At 40.7% G+C, this 24,603-nt stretch carries 20 protein-coding genes; 13 read left to right on the forward strand and 7 right to left on the reverse strand.

The genetic code is table 11. The annotated features are described in order from the left end of the window. Window positions 1-33: 33 nt before the first annotated feature. A complete protein-coding gene (locus GSQ84_RS12990; RefSeq protein WP_158797702.1) occupies window positions 34-2,721 on the reverse strand; it encodes an alpha-L-rhamnosidase in 2,688 nt (895 codons plus the stop codon). Between the two features lie 720 nt (window positions 2,722-3,441). Here GSQ84_RS12990 and GSQ84_RS12995 point away from each other — a divergent pair. Then, window positions 3,442-4,629, forward strand: coding sequence for a DUF1015 family protein (locus GSQ84_RS12995; RefSeq protein ID WP_158797703.1), 1,188 nt, complete (start codon window positions 3,442-3,444; stop codon window positions 4,627-4,629). An 8-nt stretch (window positions 4,630-4,637) separates the two neighbouring features. Here the strand turns inward: GSQ84_RS12995 and GSQ84_RS13000 are convergent, their stop codons facing one another. Genes GSQ84_RS13000 through GSQ84_RS13010 form a run of 3 tightly spaced genes read right to left on the reverse strand, consistent with a single transcriptional unit; the run spans window position 4,638 to window position 6,555 of the window. Further along, window positions 4,638-5,621 carry a DUF5777 family beta-barrel protein gene (locus tag GSQ84_RS13000; protein WP_158797704.1) on the reverse strand — a complete coding sequence of 328 codons (984 nt, stop codon included), beginning with the start codon at window positions 5,619-5,621 and terminating at the stop codon, window positions 4,638-4,640. Beyond that, window positions 5,618-6,166 carry a YceI family protein gene (locus tag GSQ84_RS13005; protein WP_158797705.1) on the reverse strand — a complete coding sequence of 183 codons (549 nt, stop codon included), beginning with the start codon at window positions 6,164-6,166 and terminating at the stop codon, window positions 5,618-5,620. The genes GSQ84_RS13000 and GSQ84_RS13005 overlap by 4 nt, the downstream gene beginning before the upstream one ends. A gap of 26 nt (window positions 6,167-6,192) precedes the next feature. Beyond that, window positions 6,193-6,555: a hypothetical protein gene (locus tag GSQ84_RS13010; protein ID WP_158797706.1), complete on the reverse strand. Its 363-nt coding sequence runs from the start codon at window positions 6,553-6,555 to the stop codon at window positions 6,193-6,195. A 299-nt stretch (window positions 6,556-6,854) separates the two neighbouring features. On the opposite strand from GSQ84_RS13010, the gene GSQ84_RS13015 reads away from it, so the two are divergent. The 7 genes from GSQ84_RS13015 (at window position 6,855) to GSQ84_RS13045 (ending at window position 14,515) form a co-directional block, all read left to right on the forward strand. Next, window positions 6,855-7,433: an RNA polymerase sigma factor gene (locus GSQ84_RS13015; RefSeq protein WP_254070853.1), complete on the forward strand. Its 579-nt coding sequence runs from the start codon at window positions 6,855-6,857 to the stop codon at window positions 7,431-7,433. A gap of 79 nt (window positions 7,434-7,512) precedes the next feature. Next, entirely contained in the window at window positions 7,513-8,886 is a 1,374-nt protein-coding gene (locus GSQ84_RS13020; RefSeq protein ID WP_158797707.1) for a hypothetical protein, read from the forward strand. A 189-nt stretch (window positions 8,887-9,075) separates the two neighbouring features. Then, a complete protein-coding gene (fucP, locus tag GSQ84_RS13025; protein WP_158797708.1) occupies window positions 9,076-10,320 on the forward strand; it encodes an L-fucose:H+ symporter permease in 1,245 nt (414 codons plus the stop codon). Between the two features lie 11 nt (window positions 10,321-10,331). Continuing rightward, on the forward strand, window positions 10,332-11,159 hold the full coding sequence (locus GSQ84_RS13030; protein WP_158797709.1) for an amidohydrolase family protein: 828 nt from the start codon (window positions 10,332-10,334) through the stop codon (window positions 11,157-11,159). 56 nt (window positions 11,160-11,215) lie between these two features. Beyond that, a complete protein-coding gene (locus GSQ84_RS13035) occupies window positions 11,216-12,076 on the forward strand; it encodes a helix-turn-helix domain-containing protein (RefSeq protein ID WP_158797710.1) in 861 nt (286 codons plus the stop codon). 65 nt (window positions 12,077-12,141) lie between these two features. Further along, on the forward strand, window positions 12,142-12,792 hold the full coding sequence (locus GSQ84_RS13040) for an HD domain-containing protein (protein ID WP_158797711.1): 651 nt from the start codon (window positions 12,142-12,144) through the stop codon (window positions 12,790-12,792). 70 nt (window positions 12,793-12,862) lie between these two features. Continuing rightward, on the forward strand, window positions 12,863-14,515 hold the full coding sequence (locus GSQ84_RS13045) for a M28 family metallopeptidase (RefSeq protein WP_158797712.1): 1,653 nt from the start codon (window positions 12,863-12,865) through the stop codon (window positions 14,513-14,515). Between the two features lie 110 nt (window positions 14,516-14,625). Here the strand turns inward: GSQ84_RS13045 and GSQ84_RS13050 are convergent, their stop codons facing one another. Together GSQ84_RS13050 and GSQ84_RS13055 are read right to left on the reverse strand one after the other, a co-directional pair. Beyond that, window positions 14,626-14,841, reverse strand: coding sequence for a hypothetical protein (locus tag GSQ84_RS13050; RefSeq protein ID WP_158797713.1), 216 nt, complete (start codon window positions 14,839-14,841; stop codon window positions 14,626-14,628). Window positions 14,842-14,852: 11 nt separating this feature from the next. Continuing rightward, a complete protein-coding gene (locus GSQ84_RS13055; RefSeq protein ID WP_158797714.1) occupies window positions 14,853-15,644 on the reverse strand; it encodes a tryptophan-rich sensory protein in 792 nt (263 codons plus the stop codon). Between the two features lie 102 nt (window positions 15,645-15,746). Here GSQ84_RS13055 and GSQ84_RS13060 point away from each other — a divergent pair, with 102 nt between their 5' ends. Together GSQ84_RS13060 and GSQ84_RS13065 are read left to right on the forward strand one after the other, a co-directional pair. Further along, the gene (locus tag GSQ84_RS13060) at window positions 15,747-15,965 is read left to right on the forward strand and encodes a hypothetical protein (RefSeq protein WP_158797715.1); all 219 of its coding nucleotides are present in this window, start codon (window positions 15,747-15,749) and stop codon (window positions 15,963-15,965) included. Between the two features lie 211 nt (window positions 15,966-16,176). Continuing rightward, entirely contained in the window at window positions 16,177-16,359 is a 183-nt protein-coding gene (locus tag GSQ84_RS13065; RefSeq protein ID WP_158797716.1) for a hypothetical protein, read from the forward strand. 63 nt (window positions 16,360-16,422) lie between these two features. Here the strand turns inward: GSQ84_RS13065 and GSQ84_RS13070 are convergent, their stop codons facing one another. Beyond that, window positions 16,423-18,690, reverse strand: coding sequence for a membrane or secreted protein (locus tag GSQ84_RS13070; RefSeq protein WP_158797717.1), 2,268 nt, complete (start codon window positions 18,688-18,690; stop codon window positions 16,423-16,425). Between the two features lie 189 nt (window positions 18,691-18,879). Between GSQ84_RS13070 and GSQ84_RS13075 the strand changes: the two genes are divergently transcribed. From GSQ84_RS13075 to GSQ84_RS13085, 3 genes are read left to right on the forward strand one after another with little or no spacing between them, the layout of a single operon-like run. Then, complete coding sequence (locus GSQ84_RS13075; RefSeq protein ID WP_158797718.1) at window positions 18,880-21,882, forward strand: TonB-dependent receptor; 3,003 nt, start codon at window positions 18,880-18,882, stop codon at window positions 21,880-21,882. Between the two features lie 11 nt (window positions 21,883-21,893). Continuing rightward, window positions 21,894-23,486 carry a RagB/SusD family nutrient uptake outer membrane protein gene (locus GSQ84_RS13080; protein WP_158797719.1) on the forward strand — a complete coding sequence of 531 codons (1,593 nt, stop codon included), beginning with the start codon at window positions 21,894-21,896 and terminating at the stop codon, window positions 23,484-23,486. 52 nt (window positions 23,487-23,538) lie between these two features. Beyond that, window positions 23,539-24,603, forward strand: coding sequence for a phosphatidylinositol-specific phospholipase C1-like protein (locus tag GSQ84_RS13085; RefSeq protein ID WP_254070854.1), 1,065 nt, complete (start codon window positions 23,539-23,541; stop codon window positions 24,601-24,603).

The following is a 24,603-nucleotide window of genomic DNA, read 5'->3' on the forward strand; positions in this document are numbered from 1 at the left end:
AGATAGCTTCCTGGTTGATTAATGTTTTTTATGTTACTTCCATTTAAACTCATAAGTTCCTGAAACCAGGGATATGCTTTTCTCAGCAATGGTTTTTCCGTTAAGTTCTACCTGCTGTGCGGCTACTTGTGGCAGGATAACCGTGGCGGTAGAATTTGCAGGAATGGTTACGGTATAAAGAACACCTTTTCCTTTTCTTTTCCATGAAGAAACGATTTCTCCGAAAGGCCCGTTATGACTGGCTTCGAAATGCTCCAATCCGGTTACGAAATGAGGTTCAAGAATTACATTTTTAAAGCCCGGTTTTGCTGCATCAGGTTTGATACCACCCAGTCCTTTATAGATCCAGGCACCAATTTCGCCAAACATAATGTGGTTTAAAGAAATATCACTGGCGGAACCGATATTCCAGTTTTCATACAAAGTGGTAGCCCCGTTTTCTATCCACCATCCCCATGAAGGGAAATCTTTTTGGGCAGCTACCCGGTAAGCAATATCTGCATAACCATTTTCACTCAATGCGTTCAGAATGGCTTTTTGTCCCAACAAACCCACATCCAAATGGAAGTTATCTGCTGCTACACGATGTGCAAGGTTGGCTGCAACTTTAGTTTTCATGTTTTCGGGAACCAGTCCCCAATAAAGTGGTACGCTAAGTTCTGTTTGTACACCATCGGCATAAATGCCTGTTTCATTATTCAGATATTTGGCATTAAATGCATTTTTTATTTTTTCTGCCAGGGCAGTATAAGTATTAAACTCTTCTTCTTTGCCTAATATTTTAGCTGCTTTTGCCAGGATAACCGCATCTGCATAATAGTAACAGGTAGAGGTAAGCTCAACAGGGGATTTAGATTTTACCGGTACCCAGTCACCCAACCCCCAGGTAGTTAATCCTGTCGGGTAAACATCATTGATATGGTCTACGTAACGTTTGATATTCGGATAACAATCATTCAGCAATTTGGAATCACCATAAAAAAGATAAATATTCCATGGAATAATAGCGATGGTGCTGGTCCAGTCGGGCCCGTTACCCCATTCATAACCCCATCCATCGGTAGGGATAATAGAAGGCAAAACTCCGTTTGGCTGTTGTTCATCACGGTGATCGGCCATCCATTTTTCATAGACTGTAATTCCGTCGAAGCTGTACAGTCCTGTTTCAATGGCAATTTGCGCATCTCCGGTCCATCCGTTTTTCTCCCGCTGCGGACAATCTGTTGGGTAGCCAAAAAGATTGGACAGGTAAGAATTGTTAGTAGCCTGCCAGATCTTATCGATAATAGGATTAGATGAACTTACTGATCCTGTTGCTGGTACATCGCTGTGCATAAATTCTCCTTTAAGATCTTCCTTTTGCAGGTGGAGAGGTTTGCTGCTGGTTACTTCTACATATTGGAAACCTTTATAATCAAAATGCGGCATAAAGGTTTCTTTGCCTTTTCCGTTTAGGGTTACAATGTCCGTTTGAAAAGGATCCTGGTTGTCTGTTGGACGATAATGGGCGTCGATATTAGAAAGGTCTACATGACCGGTTTTGTATAGACGCTCGCCATGTTTCAGTCTGATCACAGTTCCTTCAGGGCCATCAACAGTAAATTTACTTACACCAGAGATGTTTCTTCCCAGGTTAAATACATAAGTAGTATCATCCAGTTTCGTGCAGCTGACAGCAGGGATCTCCTGTACATTACGAATTGGGTGCATGGCCTGGGCCACGATGTTGGAAGATGGAGCAGAACGGTAATAAACATCTTTCCATTTGGAATCGTCAAAATCAGGAGTGTTCCACCCTGTTTGTTCCAGTCGGGCATCGTAATGTTCTGCAGTATAGATGCTGTTAAAAATAACAGGGCTTAAAGAAGTTTTCCAGTCTTTTCCAGAACTGATAATGGCTGTAGTGCCATCTTCATAAGTGATCCTCAGATCCAGGCAGAAGGCAGGGCGGTTACGCCAGTTGGCTTTATGGAAATCCCACACAGCGGTTGACTGATGGTTATACCAGCCGTTTCCTAACAATACGCCAATTGCATTTTTACCATCCTTCAGGTTTGCTGTTACATCATAGGTGACGTATAAAGTTCTTCTGTCAAAACGGGTATACATAGGGTCTAAGCGGTGATTACCGATCTTTTCTCCATTGATATATAATTCATACAAACCTGCGGCGGCGATATAGGCCCTCGCACTTTTTATTTTTTTATGCTCTTCAAAAGTTTTTCTGAAATAGGGGGCGGGTTTGAGATTGATATTGGATACATCAGAGATCCAGGCACCATTCCAGTTTTTCATGACCATCATACCGGTTTCAAAACTGGCTATAGGACTGGCGGCAGATTTATGCTGTTGCTGATCTGCGATGGCTACGCGCCAGAAGTACTTAGTGAAAGGTTTTAAAGGCTCACCACTATAGGTAACTAAGCTGGATGAAGAGGTTTGCCAGTCTGAATTCCACAGGACCTGACTTTCATTTGAGAGCGCTGCTGAATCTGTGGCGACTAAGATCTGGTAAGCAGTTTGTGCTGCGCCATTTCTCTGGTCGGCCATTTTCCAGCTAAACCTTGGTTTTGACACATCGAGTCCGATAGGGTTAACCAGGTATTCCGTTTGCAGGTTAACCGGATGAAAAGATGTTTGCGCATAACTGCTGATTGTGGTAAAAAGAATAAATAATGCAGCTGAAAGCGTTTTTTTAGATTTAAAATCAAATTTGAACATGAAAAGTAAAATTTACAATAAGCTAATATAATTCATTTGTGTAATGCTAATACCATTTAGTATAATATTTGTCTCGTTATCATAAGCTTGTTACTTAAAATAGCGACATATCATAACGATCCCAGATCATATATGCGGGTAAGATAGAGACTATTATGATAACAGATAGAAATTAAATTCATTGACTAAAGTTCCGGCAGTACGCGCGCATGTTTTGCAGGCTGTCGCACGCAAAAAAAAACACTTTCAATAAAGGGGTTCGAAACTTAATTTAATCTGGCATTGTGACCCGGATTAATAGGGTACAATACCTCCTTATATATGCTCCCCACTGTTGTTCATAGATAGGATAGTGTATTTTATTGGAAAAGTAACCAACATTTTATTACCTTTATCGGCTAAATTGATATAGCTTCATATTTATTTTAAATTTCAGCTAAACATCAGATAATGAATACTTAGTGTATGAATTACGGTATGTTCCTTTTGTTCATTTTTCGGGAAAATATAATTCTGTTTAATTGGTCTGTTAGTGTAATAAGACAAATTTTTATTCTGTGTAATTTCAGATAATCAGTTTAATTGTCTTTAATCTGCAACTGATAGTAATATCAAATAATCTCTTGTGAAATTTGTATAAACCTAATCAATCTGAGAACTACTGTCAGTAAGACGTAAAACAGTAAGATCAGGGATTTCACAAAGATAATTTAACAGTTTATGGCAACAATTAGACCTTTCATGGCTTTAAGGCCTCAAGAAGTGTATGTAGATAAAATGTTATCGCTGCGTCCTTCATCCAGTTCTGTAAACAGCATAGGGGTGATCGCGCAGAAACTGGATAATGGGCACGACGGAAATAAGGGATTGACCAATGATTGTATCATTGTTAATCTTAAAAAGATGATGAGTGAGGGCGACTTCTATCAGGAGGAAAACCCATGTATCTTTATCTATGAGATCACCGAAGGAAATACAGTACAGACTGGTGTCTGGGCTGTTACTGACCTGGATGATTTTGAGAATGGACATATTAAAACGCATGAATCTACCCTTGATTGTAATGCGCTGGGACTGATCAATTACAGGGATGAAGTAGGATTAGAAGGAGGACCTTTGTTAATTACCCACAAGCCAACCCCGGCAATCAAGTCGCTCCTTAACCAGATCAAACAGGCCGAAGCCAATTCCGTATATTATTCCAATAAGGTTTTTCACAGGATATGGACCATTTATGATATGAAAACAATCCGTCTGTTGAGCTCCTGCTTTTCAGAACTGCAAAACGTATACCTGGCAGACGGACATCACCGTTTGGCAGCAGCTGTGAAATACCGGGAAATGAAGCGTCAAAAAGAAATTAAGTCTGGTGATTTTAATTATATCTCTTCCTTTTACCTGGCCAGTGACCAGCTAAAAGTTAAAGAATACCATAGGGTGATTATCCCTTCTGAGGAGATTTATATCGATCAGGTCTTCAGGGATTTAAAAAGAACTTTTTCGGTAACCAAATCACCGCGCAATGAACCGGTTATGCCGATGAAAAAACATGAATTTGGATTGTTCATTGCTGGCAGATGGTACAATATGGCTTGTAAATTAAAAGATATCACTGGTTTGCCGGATGCCTGTATGCTGCAGGAAATGGTCTTCAAGCCATTTTTTAAAATAGAACAGCCGGCTACAGACCAGCGGCTGATCCCGGTAGGCGGGGCTGAAGCTATTCATGAACTGCAGAAAATTTTGGAAGCCCATCCTGATGCGATAGCCTTTACTATGGCAGCCATGAATGCCGATCAGTTGATTGAAATTGCCCATCAGGGCATTGTTCTGCCTCCTAAATCTACCTGGATAGAACCTAAAATACCCTTTGGCATGCTGCTAAGGAAATTAAAAGTAAGTTGCTAGATAGCAACTTACTTTTTCTCAGGATACTGATCTTTCTTTTTATCCTTATTAAAGGAGAACCTTCTGGAAATACTAAAACCCCAGCGGTACTGGCCCTTTAACCAGGAAGTGGTAGTTGAAGGGATAAACTGCATTTCGTCTATCGCTGTAGCATTGGTGAAGTTGATATCAAATACGTGACCACCTGTTTCGATCTCCAGGCCTACACCCAGCGGATTATAAAATTTAGTACCATTGAGTTGTTGTATATAATCTTTATCCCCGCTATTGCGGAAAGAAAGGAAATAATCTACAATCAGGGACATATGGTTGGTTAGCTTGGCCCTGGCGCCGGCACCCATGGCAAACAGATCGTTTTGATCCCTGAAAGCGGTAAAATTGCGGTGAACGTAGGTAGGCGTTAGGGTGACAGATAAACTTGGGCTGAACTTCCGGGCAAAGATGATCTGGCTCACGTAGTTTAGCCTGCTGTTAAAGTCGGTATAGGCAATATCTGATGTTAAATCTGTGCTGGCCTGTACACCGGCAGCGGTGGCACTCCCGAACAAGGTAACGGCAAAGGGAATATAATTATCCGTAGTTTGTTCCAGCAGTCTGTATTTTAAATTCAGCTCATACAACTGCCTTACATCTGTTGCTCCCTTATCCCTGGCGAAACCAACAGTTAAGCGGTCGCTCAGTCCGTATTGAAAACCTATGCGGACATCGGAAGCATTATCTAATCCGAAGAAAGGCCTTATTCCCCCATTAGAACCTGCAATGTCTCCAAAACGGTGATCCACTCTAAAATCCAATTCGTTTTTATAAATGGTTTCGTTGGTTTGTCCGTTAACCAATTTGGTGGATTTAAAAGTAGATTTCACTTTTTCATGGCCTTTGGGTTTAGCATTGTCCAATTCTTTTTCCAGATCTGTTTGCCCAAAGCTTTTTAGGGTGAACAGCAGCAGGACAAGTAATACTATATTTTTAACTGATGTTAATTGTTTCTTCATGATTTTTTTGGTTGATAGTCAGCAGCTACACGGACATCAACAGATTCCGCAATGTGTTTAAATACGATGGAGGGTACCTTGATGTCATGGTCGGCAATTTTTACCCTGAAAGTAGCTTTTGCACTGATTGACCCATTGTTCACTATTAGGGTGGCTTTTGTTTCATAAGGTTTGGTTACCCCATGCAAATTGAGCGTTCCTGCAACGGTTACCGTATAAGTTCCATTTTTGCTCAGGTCAACCTCATCTTTAATCTTTCCTTTGAACTCTGAATAGGGAAACTTGTCACTTTCTATGTATTCTTCGTTAAAGTGTTCCTGCATCAGCTTTTTTGGAAATTCAAAAGTTGTATTGCTCACTTTGAATATAATATCACGCGTTTTTGGATCCAATACTGAAGTTGCCTGGTTGCTTTTTGCCTCAATATCTTCTACGGGCGTACTGGAAAAGAACGAAAGGGAAGCGTTCCTGCTGATCAGAATACCTTGTGCCTGGGCAGAATAGCCGATTAATGTGGCGTAAAGAATAAATAGTAATTTTTTCATGATTGGGGTTTTTAAGTTTTTAATGATTATTGCGGTGTGCCCTGATCAAACCAGGCTTGCAGGGATTGGAGTTCTGCTGATGACAAGCTGCCTGTTAGCGGCATTGTTTTATTGACCAGTACGGCCTGTTTGACTTCGGCAGCTATGCTGGTAATGGAGCTGTAGCCATTATACGTCCATGCGGCGGTAGCGGTAGTATTGGTTCCCGGCGAATGGCAAAAGGCACATTTTGTTTGGAACAGGGCCTGTACAAAATTGGTGTAAGTGACTGCAGTGCCTACAGGTACTGCTCCTCCAGGAACAATTTCTTCTGCTTGTTTTTTGGAGCAGGCGGCTAAGAGCAGATAGACCGTAGTTATTCCTGCTAAGATGATTCGGTTTTTTGACATAAATAATTTTAATTACCAAAGGATATGGGGTGTTCTACTGGACAATTCAAGAGGAGAGAAGAAAGCGTTGGCACCATGAGCGTTGTTGATTAGAATATTATTATTTTTAAACTACAGCGATTACGGCCGAACAACATTGAAGGTTGTGTGGAGAGGTGAAAAAATGAGCTATTGTAAAATAAATAATTGAAATAGAGTAAATTAGTAGATGAAATAAAGTTTCTTAGTATTTTAGGCAACCTATTGAAGGTTACTCCCGTATTGGGGTAAAAATGAGGCAGGTTAAATCAGAAAGTTAGGTGCAAGGAATCATCAACGGATGCATCAGGAAGGACAGGTCCAGTCAGCAATTGCTCTATAAAGAATTTTATAGTTATGGGATGGCTATATGCAGACGTTACTCCCTGAATGACTATGATGCTGCAGATGTTTTGAATGATGGTTTCATGAAGGTATTCACGCATATTGAAAAATATGATCCGTCTAAACCTTTTAAATCCTGGCTTGCAAGGATAATTACCAATACCGCCATAGATTATTATCGGATGAACCTTAAGTTCTCAGGTCATGATGATGTGAGCGAGTATGAAAATATTGGCGATTCTGCTAAGGTTTACGATGAGCTTGCTTATAAGGATCTACTGGTTTTGGTGCAGGGACTTTCGCCTGCTTACCGGACCGTATTTAACCTGTTTGCGATAGATGGTTATTCACATGATGAGATTGCGGATATGCTAAAGATTTCCGTAGGTACATCAAAGTCTAACCTGTTTAAGGCCAGACAAAAATTACAAGAGAAACTGCTGACTTTAGGAGGGAACAATCCTGTAGCCAGCACTGTTAAATTAAATACTGATGCAAATGTGTCGAAGCCATGATTTGCTCTATGAGGTTAAGGAGCAGATTTGTGATGAGGGAATTTATAGCGCATTATATGACAATGAAATATAGGAACTGATGGAAGACGAGAACGAAATAGATCAGTTATTTAAACGTGGACTAAGCGATCCTGAAATTCCTTTCAATGAATTGGACTGGGAGAAAATGGAACGCAAACTGGATGCGCAGGAGAAAAAAAGAATCCTGCCCTTATGGATATTTATGGCCGGAGGAATCGCAGCTGCATTACTGATTTTTCTTTCGCTGTTTTTCCTTACACCTGTATTTAAAGGTCAGCCAGATACAAAAACATCCTTAGCGAACCATACCGTAAAACAAAAACGTCAAAATGAACTGCCGCTTACAGTAAAAGAAAATGATACGCTGAATAAAATGGGGCAGCCACGTTTTTCTGATGAAGAAAATGCTGCTGTACTTTCTGCCCCATCGCAGATTACGCCTTCAGGGCAGCCTGCAGTTAACCCTTCTGCAAATGTGTTTGCTGGGATAAAACCTCTTCAACCAACTGAAGTAAAAATAAATAGAACTGATGCCTTTTCTGCTCCTGTAAATACAAATGCGCCTCAGACTGCGGTTGTTTATCCAAAAGTTCAACAACTGCTTCCTGAAACAGTGAAGGAACGTAAAGATCCTGTCATTTCAATTCCTGCAATTGCTCCGCAAACGGCATCTGTCGACTCCAAACCTCACCAGGTTATACCAGAGACAGATAGTGCAAGGGTAGTGAGAACAGCCAATGCACTGGCACAAAGTAAAGATCCTTTTGAAAAGATAGATAAAACTGAGATTGAGCGAAGTATAAAGAAAAAGATGGATGCTGCTTTACAACAGCAGGGACATAACCTGGTACTTACCGCTATGGCTGCCCCTGACATTTCTACTGCTAACTCCAGCAAATCTTCAAAGGTAAGTTCTGATTTGGGTATGGTAGCCAGTTATGCGGTCTGGGATAAAGTAAGTGTAAGTTCCGGGGCAATCTACGCCAAAAAATATTACAATTATTCCAATAATTACGACGCTACGAACCAGGTAAATGCAGATTGTAATGTACTGGATATTCCGCTGAATGTGAATTACAAACTGATGAATAAAAAGCAATTGGCTATCAGCATGACTGCCGGGGTTTCCAGCTATTTCATGCTCAAGGAAAAGTATGAGTATATTAATGGAAGCGGGGCCTCTCAAACAACCACTACCCAGGTAATAGATAATCAAAACCAGCACATCTTTGGCGTTGCCAATTTAGGTGTTAATTTTAATCATCAGATTACTCAGTCGATGAGTATAGGGGTGCAGCCTTTTGCTAAGTTGCCGCTTACGGGTATAGGGGAGCACGACGCGAATTTAAAATCTATTGGTATGTTCTTCTCTCTAAATATAGGGTTGTTTGGGCCTAAAAAACCGGGTAAATACGCTTCTACCTGGAAATAGTTTTTCGATGCCTCTTATCTCCGTATTTGTATTTTAAACAGGAAGATTCAGTTATATTCGTTTAATCGTTTGGACGGAGGTTAAAATAGCTTAATAACTGGATAACCTCGTGTTGCTTTTTTAAGCAATTATGTCCTTTCTTTAAAAAACCAATGTAAACCCTTAAACCTGTATACAAACGAAGTTAAAATGAGAAAAAATCATTTCGCTGTGGTGCTGATCGTCTCCCTGTTCTTTTTATGGGGATTTGCACTCAATCTAAATCCTATCCTGATCCCGCATTTAAAGAAAGCCTGTCAGCTTTCAGATACCCAGTCTGCTTTTATTGATTCTGCTTCTTATATCGCTTATTTTTTACTGGCCTTGCCAGCTGGAAGGTTTATGAAAAAATTCGGTTATAAAGGAGGGATTGTATTTGGATTAATCCTTTTTGCTACCGGAGCATTCCTGTTTTTTCCTGCGGCGCAGGAACGATCGTTTTTATTCTTTTTAGGGGCGTTATTCATTATCGCCTGCGGGCTTACTTTCCTGGAAACAGCGGCCAATCCTTATATCACCGTATTGGGAGATCCTGAAGGTGCCACACAACGCTTAAATTTTGCACAGTCTTTTAACGGCCTTGCGGCTACTACGGCTCCCTTTCTGGGGGGGGTGTTCATCCTTTCCGGACATAAATTGAGTCCTGAAGTACAAAATGCAATGAGTCCTGAGAAATTAAATATCTATCTTAATCATGAAGCTGCTGCGGTTCAGGTTCCATTTCTGATTATCGGAGCTGTAGTTTTACTGATTGCCATTTTTCTGATCTTTACCCCCTTACCAGAAATTCAGGATGAAACGGGACATACAGAGCATAAAGGCTCGTTGCTGACCGAAAAAAATCTAATGTTGGGTGTTGTTGCCCAATTCTTTTATGTAGGCGCACAGGTTTGTGTAAGCAGTTTCTTTATCCGTTTCTCCGGTCATGTAGCCGGTATAGAGGAGAAATCTGCTGCTATGTTTCTTTCAGGTGCCCTGCTTGGTTTTATGGCCGGCAGGTTTATTGGTACTTTCCTGATGAAATATATTGCCCCTTCAAAATTACTGGCTGTATATAGCATGATCAATATTATCCTGGTTATCGCGGCAGTGCTTCTTCATGGTAAAGCTTCAGTTTATGCGTTGATAGGGGTACAATTTTTTATGTCTATTATGTTCCCTACTATATTTTCTTTAAGTATAAGAGGGTTGGGTTCGAGAATGAAAGAAGGGTCTTCCCTGTTAATTATGGCTATTGTAGGCGGAGCTGTATTTCCAGTATTGATGGGCAGGCTGTCTGACAGGACGAATATTCAAACGGCTTATCTGATCCCTGCCGTTTGTTTTGCTGTCATCTTTTATTTCGCCATGGCTAATTTGAAAGTTAAAAAAATAAAACTGAGCATGGCCCATTAAATTTTATTATCATGATTGATTCACATCAGCATTTCTGGAAATATGATCCATTAATCCATAACTGGATCAATGATGATATGGCGGTTATCCGTCGTGATTTTTTACCTGAGCACCTTGCTGCGGTATTCAAGGAAAATCAGGTAGATGGCTGTGTGGCAGTCCAGGCAGAACATACAGCGGGTGATAATGATTTCCTGCTGGACATGAGTTTTGCGAATGATTTTGTAAAGGGAATTGTGGGCTGGGTCGACCTGCAGTCGCCGGATATAGCCAGCGACTTATATAAACTGGCAAATTTCCCGAAAATAAAAGGTGTCCGCCATATTTTACAGGGTGAAACACAAAGGGATTTGATGCTGACAAAATCCTTTCTCAATGGAATCCGGCATCTGGAAGAAGTAGGTTTCACCTATGATATTCTGGTTTCGGCAGATCAGCTGCAGTTTATACCACAATTCGTGTCGCATCTTCCGAATCAGCTTTTTGTGCTCGACCATATGGGAAAACCAGGTATTAAACAAGGGGAGATACAAAACTGGAAGAAAAATATAGAGTTGCTTGCCCGGCATGAACAGGTACATTGTAAAGTTTCGGGAATGCTTACCGAAGCCGACCTTCAGGGATGGAAAAAGGAAGACTTTAGGCCCTATCTGGATGTGGTAGTGGAAGCCTTCGGGGTAGAGCGGTTAATGTATGGCTCTGACTGGCCTGTATGCCTCGCAGCCGCTGATTATAAGCAGTCGCTTGATGTGGTAAAATCTTATTTCAGCTCATTTTCATCACTTGAACAGCAGCTTTTTTTTGATGAAAATGCGCGTGATTTTTATCGCTTAGCCTAATCAAGGATTGACAGTAACCTGATAATGTTTAACTTTGATTTCATTATCATTGAGTCATGGTAAATCCTGCAATAATTAACCTTGAAATTGAAACTTCTCTGTCAGATTCGTTTTCAATTGAACGTTTAACATCGTCTACTTTTCCGTTAAATCATTTTTTCAGGGTGAGTTTTAATCAGTTCATTTTCCTCGAAAAGGGAAGGGGGACTATTCAGATTGATGGTGCTGATTATACTGTTGCGGCCAATAGCCTGATCTTGCTGGCCAAAAATCAGGTTTATTCTTTTAGTCGTACAACTGATTTTGCAGGATACAGCCTTTGTTTTGGCGACTGCTTCTGGGATAAAACACCGGTAAGCGCAAATAATTGCAAGGCTGCTTTATTTAATGATATTACCGCCAACCAGCATATTCAATTGAGTCTAAAGGATAGGTCTTCTTTATCAGGATTGTTTGAAGATACATTTACAGAGTATGAGGCAGCACCTTATGTGAATAAAGGTGATGTACTGGCTGCATTTCTGAAGATCCTGATGATTAAAATTGCGAATATTAATTCGCTGCTGCTCAAAGTTAACGGTCAGCAGGATGATAAAATCTATCATGATTTCATTACTTTGCTGGAACATCAGTATGAAATTTCGCATGATGTAACCTATTTCGCAGAAAAACTCCATATTTCTGCAAGGAAACTGACTGAGCTATGCAGAAAATATGCAGGTAAAGGTGCTAAGGATATCATTCAGGATCACTTGATTGCTGAAGCTAAAAGATCCTTGCAGTTTTCGTCGGGTTCTATTAAAGAAATAGCTTTTAAGCTCAATTTCTCTCCTTATCAATTCAGTCACTTCTTTAAAAAGAACACCTCTCTTTCTCCTGAAAGCTATAGGAAGCAGACTGTTGAAATTGACATGTGATCTGCAGATAATGGCATTTTCAGCGCTATTTATATGCCTTACTTTTGGTATATAAAAAAAAGATTATGTCTATAGCTAAACCTAAATCTGTTGCAGGGATTGTTATTCCCGACAGTAAAATTGCATCCGAAGCCAGAGAGCTGCTTCTTGAATACGGTACTGAATTTATTTACAACCACTCTTTAAGGGTATTTCTTTTCTCTTCATTGAAAGGTAACCGTGAGGGATTTAAATACGATCCGGAATTGTTATATGTAAGTTCTGTTTTCCATGACCTCGGCTTAACAAAAAAATATTCAAGTCCTGATCTGCGTTTTGAAGTAGATGGCGCCAATGCTGCCAGGGACTTTTTGAAAAGCCATGGCATGCCAAAAGAATCATTACAATTGGTTTGGGATGCTATCGCACTGCATACTTCTATCGGCATAGCAGAACATAAAGAACCAGAAGTAGCGCTAATGTACTCTGGTGTAGGGCTTGACGTAATGGGTGAAGGTTATGAGCAACTCAGTCAGGCAAACCGTGAGGAGATCGTTGGTGTTTTCCCAAGAACTGATTTTAAAAAGAAAATTATTCCTACGTTCTTTTCTGGTTTTGAGCATAAAACAGAAACTACCTTCGGTAATATCAAAGCGGATGTTTGCGCTTATATGATTCCTAATTTTCAGAGAAAGAATTTCTGCGACTGCATTTTGTGTTCTCCATGGAGTGAATAGGTTATCGTTTGTTTCATGCTGATAATCTAGATTTTTTATAATATATTGAAGGAAATTTAACGTTATCAGCATGAACCGAACTATTCTTTGCCTTGCTGCTGCCGGTCTTTGTTTTGCCTCCTGTAAACCCAGGAGTACGGGTGAAACAACAGGTACAGCAGATTCCGCAGCTATTAAAATGATCAATGATTCCAGTTTTGCAAAACATATCAGTGTACTGGCATCGGATGAATTTCAGGGCCGCAAGCCTTTTACGATTGGGGAAACGAAATCAATCAATTACCTGAAAGAACAGTTTAGCCGGCTGGGGCTTAAACCGGGAAATGGAGACAGCTATTTTCAGCAGGTACCTATGGTAGAAATCAGGTCTACGCCCGATCAGAAAATGATATTCAAAGGTGCTTCAGGGAATGTAACTGCTAAATACCTGACTGATTTTGTAGCGGCTACCAAGCGGGTTCTTCCCAAAGTAAGCCTGGAAAATTCTCCCGTTGTTTTTGCCGGTTATGGAATTGTTGCCCCTGAATATAAATGGAACGATTATGCAGGCCTGGATGTAAAAGGAAAAACTGTAGTCGTGATGGTTAATGATCCCGGTTTTTCTGATTCTACGCTTTTTAAAGGTAAGAACATGACCTATTACGGGCGCTGGACCTACAAATTTGAAGAAGCAGCACGTCAGGGAGCAGCAGCGATATTGATCATTCATGATACTGCCCCGGCAGCTTACCCATGGTCTGTGGTGCGCAGCGGCTGGTCTAAGTCTAAGTTGCAGCTGGAAGAAAAAGATAATAATATGTCGAGGGCCATCGTAGAAGGATGGATCACATTGGATATGGCAAAGCAACTCTTTAAACTTGGCGGGCAGTCGGCCGATGCCCTGTTTGCAGCCGCCCTTAAGCCAGGGTTTAAAGCTGTGGATTTAAAAATAAGTACTGCACTAACGATTACCAATACGATTAAGAAATCGATATCCAATAATGTGGTGGCTATTGTTCCCGGCACAAAGAGGCCTGATGAAAATATTATTTATTCTGCCCACTGGGACCATTTAGGAATTGGAGAACCCGTAAAAGGAGATTCTATTTATAACGGTGCTGTAGATAATGCCAGTGGGGTAGCTGCTTTACTGGAAATTGCTGCGGCATTTGAAAAATTACCGCAAAAACCGGAACGTTCAATTGTCTTTGTATCCTTTACAGGAGAAGAGCAGGGGCTGATCGGTTCAGAATATTATGCTAAACATCCTGTATTTCCTATCAAAAAGACCGTAGCAGACATCAATATGGATATGATGGGCATGGCCGGACTGACTAAAGATATTATGATTTATGGATTTGGCCAGTCAGATCTGGAAGACTATGCCGCTGTTTCAGCAAAAAAACAGGGAAGGGTGGCCGTTGAAGATCCTACCCCGGCTAAAGGTTTATACTACCGTTCTGATCACTTTAACTTTGCTAAAGTGGGTATTCCATCGCTTTTTACCGGTTCTGGTGTAGATAACCTAGAACATGGCAGGGAATGGGGATTAAAACATACGGCCGAATTTTATAAATCACAATACCATTCTCCACAGGATAATTTTGACCCTGCTGCAGACAGAAGGGGGATGGTAATGGATGTCCGTTTGTTATTTGATATGGGCTACCGTTTAAGTAAGGAGACTACTTTCCCTCAATGGAAAAAAGGTTCAGAATTTAAAGCCCTGCGTGATAAAATGTAGGTTCTCTTAAAGCTAGATCAACCTCATTTGAATGCCCCTAAAATTTAGACATGCAAAGCCCTCAGAATTTGTACAATTTTGAGGGCTTTTTTATGAATAGAAAAACAAAATCAGGTAGTTTTTGGATTACTTTCTTCAATCAAACCTTCATCCGACTGATCACCGCTGCCATGTGTGGCAGAATAATCGCGGGCTTTCTCATCGGCCTCTAAATTGCCTGTTTTTTCGCTTTCCAGATTTTCATCTAATCTGTCATTCCACTTATTAATTCCTTCTGGATGAGGGGTAGTTGTCTCGTTGTTTGGTGTATTTTTTTGATTTTCCATGTTCATTTAGTTTAAATTGTTTTTACCCTTTTTGCAAAAGGGGCTGTTGCACGGTTTTGATACCCATGTACCGATGCGTTAATAAAAATTATAATAGCCAGGGCAAGCGCTATCCAGGCGACGGTAGGGTGGGTATTCCAGTTTTTTACCGCTATAGCTACGATTCCCCAGACACCTACATTGGCATATTCCCGCATGTTGCGCTTCCACGTCATTGTAATAAAGATAATGGCCGCGATAAATAGTATGATTATAGTCCATAGTTCAGGACTAAGCGGCCCGCCGTTCCATCCTAAAGCGGTTAAGTAAGCAGCTGCATTAACCATCAGGGCAACATTGATCCATCCAAAATAGAAACTAAAGGGCCACCATATAAAAGCAATAATGGGTACTGGGGCATCCCATCTTTCCATATTGATATTCAGTACAATTTTTAGGAGGGCAAAGAAAATAATACAGATGAGGATTAAGGACAAGCCTATCTGGTTGCTGGTAAAAGCAAATATCCAGGCCGCATTAGCCAGGTTAGCAATAATAAACCACCAGCCAATCTTTAACACGAAGTCTGTATTTATATTTTTCTTAACCAGATCCCAAAGCTGGTAAACGGCGAAAATGATTAAGCCCAGATAAATTAATCCCCATATACCAAAAGCATAACCGGCAGGGGTTAACAGTGTATCATACTTTGCAGATATCTCTTTAACAGATGCCCTTCCATCCTGCGGGGCATTAAAAAAATAATTGATCCCAATGGTAAACAATAAGGTAAGCAGGTTTAGAAATTGTAGGATCCTTTTCATATGGTGATTATACTCTCTTTTAAACAGTTACTGCCCGACAAGGTTTTGGGAATACGAAGTATTTGTTATATTTACCGGATATATCGCTAATCTTATTACCAAATGCAAACGGAATCCAATCAAAATCCAGGAGAGTCGGCAACAAATAAGGATGATCAGCCTTATGTTCCATTTGATGGTTTTGTTAATGTCAACGATATCATCAAAAAAAGGCGGCAGTTAAGAAATGCCGAATTTAATGTTTCAGATGATAGCTGGGATGCAGATCTGAATTTGCAGCCTAACATCAATCCTACAGAAGGGCCTTCCGAGGATAAATAGCCATATCCTTCTCTTCATTATATTTTCCTTATTTAATTTCTATTTACTGCGCTGCGGATATTTATGCCTCTCGATCATGTGACAAGCTTAAGTGGGAATATTGGGTTTCACCACGGTTATATCTTTGTTCGTGTAAAAAAGTTCAGTTATAAGGGTACCCTTTATAACTTGTAAGCTCTTTTAAGAAAATTAAACATCAGTACTCATCACTATGCCAAATATACAACCTATAGAGGACGAAGATAAAAATGAAGAATTTGATAACGAGATGCCATTTGATGGCTTCGTTAATGTAAATGATATCGTAAAAAGGCGACGTAATTTAAGGGATGCCGATTTTATCCGCAATGAAGGTAAGGATCCGGACGCTGCCGAAAATTCAGAAGATAATTAGTATTCTCTCTCTCGCCGGCCTGGCTCTCCTGAATTGAGGAGAGCCCCGAGCTGGCTGTGTTACTTATTTTTCCAGTCTTATATTTTTGATCGTAATCGCTTCCTCTGTATTTTCCTTTACTTCATAGCTGAACTGAAACTTTTCTATGTTTTGCAGTTGGAAAGGTTGTGAATTATCTGATTTAAAATATAGCGGTTGAAAACCCGGGTAGGGTCTGGGTAAGAGCAATAACTGGGAAGGTTTAAAGGCTGAAAGAGGGATTTTGATATCCTTAGTTTGTTGATCCAGTTTGGCGATATCACTATAAGAGACAGCTGATCCGCTGATCAGGCTTAGGTGAACATTCAATCCATGGTTTACACTGGCTGTAAACACCAGGTAATGGTAAGCTGTTAAATCCCCGGCATGACGAAGTATCTCCCCGATGTAAATTTCGAGTCCGCCGTTTCTTTTTACAGGCGAAGCGAGGTGTTTAATGTTCAGTGCTGCATTTTTATCCTGGTCGGCCGTTGTAAAGGCATAGCTGTTTTTGCTCCATTCTTCCAGGTAAAAGTTAATATTACGGGGAGGCTTTGCCGCGTCAAATAAAACGATAGGTAATCCTGGTCCGCTGAAAAAGAATCCATCCGGGTCAGGTTTCTGTATTGTAGGGTTTTTTATGACCACAGGCATTGGGGCTACAAATTCGCGCAAGCCTATTTTTCCGGTGCTCCTTAGGGGAAGCTCCTTTTCGTTGAGCTGTTTGTCGCTCAGTAAATAGGTTCCGGGTGTAACCAGAAAAGAGTTTTTGCTGGCCTTTGCCTGGAAGGTATTGCCCTTATTTAAACCGAGGATGTAAAACGCTGCATTTAGATCAGGCAATATGATGCTGATCGGATTTGCTGCCCATCTAATTTTGTTAACTTCTTTATCGGGCGAAGCTGTCGCAAATGGATCACTGATCCGTTGTACATCGGGCATCACTTCCAGCCGCCAGTTTCCATCCGCCAGTTTATCCAGGAAATAAGCCCCTGTACCTTTATACTTAACCATAACAGATGAACCTACTCCGGCAATATGTTCCAGTGTTTTTAGGTTAGCAGGTCGGGTAGGGGTAGTGTTGGAGTAATAAAAAGTCTTTTTACCATTCATTTCACTCAGGTTTTCTTTATAGCTTAACCTGAAGTCTGAAAATAAAGTATCAGCCGGGTAGCTGCCAAAAGACTTGAACAAAGGCGTGGTCCTAAAAACCTCTCCTGCGATCAGCAGGCTGATTGCTTTAGATGGGGTATAGGCCAGGTTAAGGTAATGCGTTTGGTATTCCGTATTGGCATAAGCAGTAGCCATAGGGTCGTAGGCAAATTGTGTGGCCCATTGAAAACCTGCAGTACGGAAACTTCTGGCCATTGCCGGGTAAAGGAAGGACTGTAATACATCCGCAGCATCAAATTCATAGATAATCCTGGGTTTATTCAGAAAAGCAGGGATAGTGTCAAAAGGAATCACATAACGGTCTACATTGGGCAGAAAGTTCCCTTTTTGTTCATGCCCGGCCACCAGGCCTATCGGATACCATTGGAAACTAAATCCATCAACCTTCGCCGCTGCAACCGCATCTGCATAACGCGGGGATTCGCTGATGTTATAAAATACCGGTTTTGTCCATCCCGTACTTCTCAGCGCCACGGCCAGCCGGTTGATATAAGCGGTAGCTAAACTTTTAGGGCCGCTATGTTTGGGTTCATTGTTTAGCTCGGCGGCTACCACAAAGGGATCGATACCATACGTTTTTTTGGTGTAGGGATTTACATGGCTGAAAAGCTGCTGGAGATAACGTTCCTGTGCCTGGATCGCTTTCTCATTCACTACAGACTGTTCTTTTCCATAAACATTGCTGAAGCTGCCTGTTTTTTCATCTTTTTCGGGATAACCGTTTCCCCAGAAGGCAATAGGCGTAATCAGGATATGGATTCCCCTTTCCTCCAGTTTGGAAAGCAGGTAGTCAAATAAACGCAGATGTTCATTGTTGATCAGGTTTCCTTCTACATCACTGATCTCTGTATCCCATACATGTACCCTGAAAGCATTGATGCCCAGCCTCGCCATATGGTAAACATCATTGTCTATAGCCAGCTCTGGATTTACACCCAGGGCCTTGTGCGACCGGTAACCATAGGCAAAAGGAACGGTATAATTTACCCCAAAAAATGAAGCTTCGGTGCCGGTCTTCTTCCATCTCAATATTCCTTTCGTATCAACCGTCAAATCACCTTCCGACTGTGCTTTTAAGGTAAAAGGCAAGATCATACCTAAAAAAAGTACATATACGGTAAGAAATAGTGATTTTTTCATTTGTTAGATTCAAATAATAGTTATAGGTGTAGGAATAAAATTACTTAATATAATGATAAAGTTTTGTATTTGTTATCAAAATCACAAGAACGATACCGGGTTTTAACAATTTCATAACCTGAATGCGGGATTGCCGTAAAGTCGGAGCGACATCTTTGTCGAAATTATTAAAGATAACTAAAACGTTTTATGAGACAAAACTACAATGTAATTTTTCGGGTGTCACATCGTATAAAGTGGAGGGCGGTAACTGCTTTCTTACTTTTATTGATATCTATCAGCACCTTTGCCCAACAATCGGGCCGGATTATAAAAGGTAAGGTAACAGATGGAAGCCATGCTGGTTTACCTGGGGTTACTGTAAAAGTTAAAGGAACTACCATTGCTTCATCTACCAATCAGGATGGTAACTTTACGATCCGGATCAACGGACCAGAAGATGTCCTGGTGTTTGGCATGATCGGAATGGTAAACACAGAGGTACCTGTTGGGAATAAACCAACAGTAAACGTCACCTTAACAGATGACAGCAAAACATTAAATGATGTAGTGGTAATAGGTTATGGTACTTCGAGTAAAAAAAACCTGACCGGATCAATTACCTCCGTTACTTCTGAAGAATTTAATCCTGGTGTTACTGTAAACCCCGCTCAATTGTTACAGGGTAAAGTTGCCGGGTTAAATATTACGGTAAGCAGTGATCCGAATGCAAAACCTTCAACTTCTTTAAGGGGCCCTTCTACTTTTCGTGAAGGTGCAGCAATGGAGCCGTTTTATGTAATTGATGGTGTTCCCGGTATGTCTATTGACCTGATCGCGCCAGCTGATATTGAATCGATAGATGTCTTAAAAGATGCTTCGGCAACTTCTATCTATGGTTCAAGAGCTGCAAACGGGGTAATCATTGTAACGACTAAAAAATCAAAAGAAGGTCAGTCGAGATTAACTTACAGCGGTTATGGAGCAGTACAAAAGATATCTAAACAATATGATATGCTGAGTGCCCCTGAATTGCGCGATTACCTGAAAGCAAATGGCAAAACACTAAATACTGTTGATGACGATGGTTCAAATACCAACTGGCAGGACCTGATTGAAAAAACAGGTTATTCACAAAATCATAACGTGTCTTACAGTGGTTCACAAAATGGTGCCGATTATGGTGCTAGTGTCAATTACCTTGATAATCAGGGAGTGTTGAAAAATACATCTTTACAAAGAACAATCGTAAGGGGGTATATCAATCAGAAATTCTTCGACGATAGATTGAAACTAGGTTTGTCAATGACCAATAGTGTTTCGGCCAGCGAAAACGTTTACCAGGGTACTGCATTATACAACATGCTTTTCTTTTTACCTACTGTAAGTCCTTTTAACCCGGATGGCTCTTATAAAGAAAACTACCTGAGAACAGGAAATGGAACACGTAACCCTTTATCTGTTATTGATAACAACTCCATCAATCAGCAAAATAATAAAACACTGATCAATGGAATTGCACAGGTTAACATCCTGTCGGGCTTGAAATTTACAGGAAGTATCTCTACTCAAAAAGATCAGAATAACTACAGTTCCTATTTGAACAGTCAGTCTGGACTGGCAAGGGGCGATAATGGTCAGGCGATTAAAATAGATTCACTAAATAAAACTACTGTACTGGAAGGATATTTTAACTATGATAAACAGTTTGGTAAACATAGCCTGAAATTATTAGCAGGTTATTCATGGGAAGAAGATAAAACCAATGATGGTTTTGGTTTAACCACGCAGAATTTTTCTAATGATGCATTGGGTGCTAACAATCTTTTCCTTTCTAATCCTGCTTCGTTATCGCAGCTGGTAATTAACAACAATCCAATGTCTACCCTTAGGTTAATCTCTTTTTATGGAAGGGCACAGTATAACTTTGATGAAAAGTACCTGTTCCAGGCTTCCTTAAGGGATGATGGCTCTTCTGCTTTTGGTGCGAACAAACAATGGGGATTATTTCCATCGGTATCAGGTGGATGGAGAATCATAAAAGAAGATTTCATGCAGAACATCCCGGTGATCAGTGACCTGAAATTAAGGGTAGGTTATGGCGTTTCAGGAAATAGTTTAGGTTTTAACGCCTATTCGGCCTTGTTGTTATATGGCACACCGCTAACAGGTGGGAAATACCTGAATAGCACTGGTACCATCAGTAATTCCATTGGTACCACACAAAACCCTAATCCTGATTTAAGATGGGAGACTACAGCAACTACAAACATCGGTTTAGACTTTGGTTTGCTGAAAAACAGGATCACGGGTTCGGTAGATTATTATATCAAGAAAACATCTAACCTGATCTATTCACAGTATGCTGTTTCTACTACGCAATATGCTTATCCAACAATTACCGCAAATGTGGGTGAGATCAAAAATACGGGTATAGAGCTTTCATTGAATGCGCTGGTTGTCAAAACATCCGACTTCTCCTGGAATTCATCACCTAATTTCTCACACAATAAAAACGTAGTAGTAAGTTTATCAAATGATTTGTATAAACTGAATTATATCCAGACTGCTTTATTAGGCGGTAAGGGACAATCAGGAATATACAGTCAGATCATACAGCCTGGCGAAGCTTTAGGTACCTATAACTTATGGCAATATGCTGGTAAAAACGCTGCTGGAGTTAGTACTTATTACAATGCAGCGGGAAAAATTATCGATACTCAGCCTTTGAGTACTGATGCGAGACCTTCCGGAAGTGCACAACCTAAATTTACCTATGGATGGAGCAACAGTTTCACCTATAGAAAATGGGATTTCAACTTCCTGATCCGCGGCGTTTATGGAAACAAAATCCTGAACGCAACGGCAGCAACGCTGAATGACCCTGCAGATGCCAACTTACAGAATATCCCAAGAACAACATTAGGAGAATCTGCTAATGATGTAAATGATTACCTGATTTCTACGAGGTACCTGGAAAGCGGATCTTACCTGAGACTGGATAATGCTACGCTGGGTTATACCATTAAACCTAAATTAAAGAACGTCAGATCTATACGTATCTATGCTAGTGGAAGCAACATCTTCATCATCACCAAATATACAGGTGTAGATCCAGAGGTTAGTATGGGTGGTATCACACCAGGTATTGACAATAACAATTTTTATCCAAAAACCCGTACTGTTAGTTTGGGTGTAAACGCTACCTTTTAATCATTAGTACAATGAAAAAGATATTTTTATTAGCAGCCCTAAGTGCTGTCATACTTTCAGCCACATCCTGCAAGAAGCTGGATGTACCTATAAATTCAGAATATACGAGCAGTAATTTTCCAAGTACTACTGCAGACTATGCGGCACTTTATGGAACAATGTATTCCAATCTATCCTCACAATTTGGTGTTCCTTATTTCAGGATGCAGGAATTGTCTACAGATGCCGCTATCCTGCCAGCCAGGGATGGTAACTTTGATGATGGCGGCCAGTACAGACAATTGCATTACCATACCTGGACAGCTGACCATCCCAATGTGATCACCATCTGGCAATGGGGTTTTGGAGGGATTAACAATTGTAACCGCCTGATCAACGTAACCACTGGTTCAAATTCTACTGCTGCTGTTAAAGCGGCGGGCGTAACCGAAATTAAGGCCATGCGTGCCCTTTATTATTTCTTTATGATGGACCTTTTTGGTAATGTGCCTCTTATACAAACATTCCCTGTAGTAGGTTCGCCTGCTACTCAGCCAAGGGCTGCTATCTTTTCTTTTGTGGAGAAAGAACTGCTTGCTGTTAGTCAGCAATTGCCTGCAAAAACCAGTACTAACCAGGTTGCAACCTATGGTAAACCAACTAAGGCTATGGCTTTCGCCCTGCTGGAAAAATTATACCTCAATTCTGTTGTATACACCGGAACCCCAAGATATACTGATGCAGTTGCTATGGCTGATAGTGTGCTGAAGAACACAAATTATGCTTTAGATGCTAAATATTCTGATATTTTTGATGTGAACAACGGACCTCAGATCACGGAAACCATTTTTGCTATCCCTTATGATCAGCAGATCCCGGGTAATCAGATCACCCGCTTTGGATTTTTCCCGGCACTGGCGCCAGCTTATGGTATGCCAAACGTAGGTTTCAGTATCTCTATGAGTACTACACACGAATATTGGAACAGGTTTAATCTGGCTGGCGACGTAAGAAATACTTTCTGGTTAGAAGGGCCTCAATATAAACCTGATGCCAACCGTAAACCAGATTTAACACAACCAGTTTATAATTCAGGAACAAACATACAGATTAACCTTACGCCGGATATTATCCTGGTACCTGGAAAACCTATGGATGTTGGTAATACCATTTATTCTCAGGCCGAAGGTGTACGTTCCGTTAAATACTGGCCGGATGTAAATGCGATTCAGGCTACCCGTTTAAATGGTAATGATATGCCGGTATTACGCCTTGCTGATGTGATGCTGATGAAAGCAGAAGCCATTCTGCGCGGAGCAACTGCTACAGTAGTGAATGGTGAAATGCAAACACCTTTAGTATTGGTGAACAAGATCAGAGCAAGGGCCGGAGCGGTTGCTGCTACCGAAGTTACTTTAGACACTTTGCTGGATGAGCGTGCCAGAGAGCTGAGCTGGGAATGCTGGAGAAGAAATGACCTGATCCGTTTTGGTGAGTTTGAAAAGGAATATCCTTTAGCCAACGACGTTTTATCAATGGATAAAGACCTTACCAGAAGAATCTATCCTGTTCCAAATACTGAACTGAAATTGAATTCAAGCCTGGTACAAAATCCAGGTTACTAATAATTTCTAATTAAACAGCCGGTTTTATACCGGCTGTTTTTATTTTATATATATGATGAAATTTGTTTCCTGCGCCGTTTTACTACTGGCGCTTCCTTTGGTTAAAAAACAGGATGGTGATGACCTTCCTATCAATAAGATCCAGGTGATCGGATCACACAACAGTTATAAAAAAGCAATCGACCCTTTGTTGTTTGCCACGTTTGCGAAAAAAGATTCAGTATCTGCCAGTAGGATCGATTATGAACATATTGGTATTACCGAACAGCTGGACATGGGATTGAGAAACCTGGAGATCGATTCTTACGCAGATTCAAAAGGTGGGAAATATGCACATCCAAGAGGGCTCGACTGGGCAAAGGGGCAACCTGCGTATGATGTGAATAAGGAGATGGATGCACCGGGTTTCAAAGTGTTTCATATTCAGGACCTGGATTACCGCAGTGATTTTCTAACACTTAAAGGGGGACTGGAAAAGTTAAGAAAATGGTCTTTAGCGCATCCTGATCACACACCGATATTTATTACCATGGAAGCTAAAGACAATCAGCTGAAAGGTGAGGGTTTTAGTGCACCGGAAAAATACACACCAGAAATATTTGATCAGTTTGACCAGGTGATCCTGAATACTTTGGGTAAAGACCAGATCATTACCCCGGATGTGGTACGCGGAAAATATAAAACATTAGAAGACGCCGTATTACATGATAACTGGCCTACCCTGAAAGCCGCAAGAGGAAAATTCCTTTTACTGCTGGATCAAAAAGGAGAGAAAATGGAAATGTACATTAAAGGACACCCTTCATTAAAAGGAAGAACACTGTTTGTGAATGCAGAAGCAGGAAGGCCTGAAGCGGGTATGATGATCATCAATGATGCTAAGAACCCGGCTATCCCACAGCTGATTAAAAAAGGATATATTATCCGTACCCGTGCAGATTCAGATACTGAAGAAGCAAGACGTAATGATTATTCTAATTTCGAGGCTGCCTGTGCTTCAGGAGCGCAAATCATCACTACAGATTATTACCAGAAAAGCACCCATTTTAAATCTGATTATGTGATCAGTTTTGAAGGCGGTAAATATTTTAGATTGAACCCATTCTTTAAAAATTAA

It is taken from the genome of Pedobacter sp. L105 (assembly GCF_009765875.1).
GTDB lineage: Bacteria > Bacteroidota > Bacteroidia > Sphingobacteriales > Sphingobacteriaceae > Pedobacter.

Excerpts from the sequence above, each read along its gene's own strand:
- GSQ84_RS13000 (WP_158797704.1), bottom strand. The coding sequence starts at position 5,621 with ATGAAGAAACAATTAACATCAGTTAAAAATATAGTATTACTTGTCCTG.
- GSQ84_RS13065 (WP_158797716.1), top strand. The coding sequence starts at position 16,177 with ATGCCAAATATACAACCTATAGAGGACGAAGATAAAAATGAAGAATTT.
- GSQ84_RS12990 (WP_158797702.1), bottom strand. The coding sequence starts at position 2,721 with ATGTTCAAATTTGATTTTAAATCTAAAAAAACGCTTTCAGCTGCATTA.
- GSQ84_RS13035 (WP_158797710.1), top strand. The coding sequence starts at position 11,216 with ATGGTAAATCCTGCAATAATTAACCTTGAAATTGAAACTTCTCTGTCA.
- GSQ84_RS13055 (WP_158797714.1), bottom strand. The coding sequence starts at position 15,644 with ATGAAAAGGATCCTACAATTTCTAAACCTGCTTACCTTATTGTTTACC.
- GSQ84_RS13045 (WP_158797712.1), top strand. The coding sequence starts at position 12,863 with ATGAACCGAACTATTCTTTGCCTTGCTGCTGCCGGTCTTTGTTTTGCC.
- GSQ84_RS12995 (WP_158797703.1), top strand. The coding sequence starts at position 3,442 with ATGGCAACAATTAGACCTTTCATGGCTTTAAGGCCTCAAGAAGTGTAT.
- GSQ84_RS13085 (WP_254070854.1), top strand. The coding sequence starts at position 23,539 with ATGATGAAATTTGTTTCCTGCGCCGTTTTACTACTGGCGCTTCCTTTG.
- GSQ84_RS13030 (WP_158797709.1), top strand. The coding sequence starts at position 10,332 with ATGATTGATTCACATCAGCATTTCTGGAAATATGATCCATTAATCCAT.
- fucP (WP_158797708.1), top strand. The coding sequence starts at position 9,076 with ATGAGAAAAAATCATTTCGCTGTGGTGCTGATCGTCTCCCTGTTCTTT.
- GSQ84_RS13080 (WP_158797719.1), top strand. The coding sequence starts at position 21,894 with ATGAAAAAGATATTTTTATTAGCAGCCCTAAGTGCTGTCATACTTTCA.
- GSQ84_RS13075 (WP_158797718.1), top strand. The coding sequence starts at position 18,880 with ATGAGACAAAACTACAATGTAATTTTTCGGGTGTCACATCGTATAAAG.
- GSQ84_RS13010 (WP_158797706.1), bottom strand. The coding sequence starts at position 6,555 with ATGTCAAAAAACCGAATCATCTTAGCAGGAATAACTACGGTCTATCTG.
- GSQ84_RS13050 (WP_158797713.1), bottom strand. The coding sequence starts at position 14,841 with ATGGAAAATCAAAAAAATACACCAAACAACGAGACAACTACCCCTCAT.
- GSQ84_RS13060 (WP_158797715.1), top strand. The coding sequence starts at position 15,747 with ATGCAAACGGAATCCAATCAAAATCCAGGAGAGTCGGCAACAAATAAG.
- GSQ84_RS13005 (WP_158797705.1), bottom strand. The coding sequence starts at position 6,166 with ATGAAAAAATTACTATTTATTCTTTACGCCACATTAATCGGCTATTCT.
- GSQ84_RS13070 (WP_158797717.1), bottom strand. The coding sequence starts at position 18,690 with ATGAAAAAATCACTATTTCTTACCGTATATGTACTTTTTTTAGGTATG.
- GSQ84_RS13020 (WP_158797707.1), top strand. The coding sequence starts at position 7,513 with ATGGAAGACGAGAACGAAATAGATCAGTTATTTAAACGTGGACTAAGC.
- GSQ84_RS13040 (WP_158797711.1), top strand. The coding sequence starts at position 12,142 with ATGTCTATAGCTAAACCTAAATCTGTTGCAGGGATTGTTATTCCCGAC.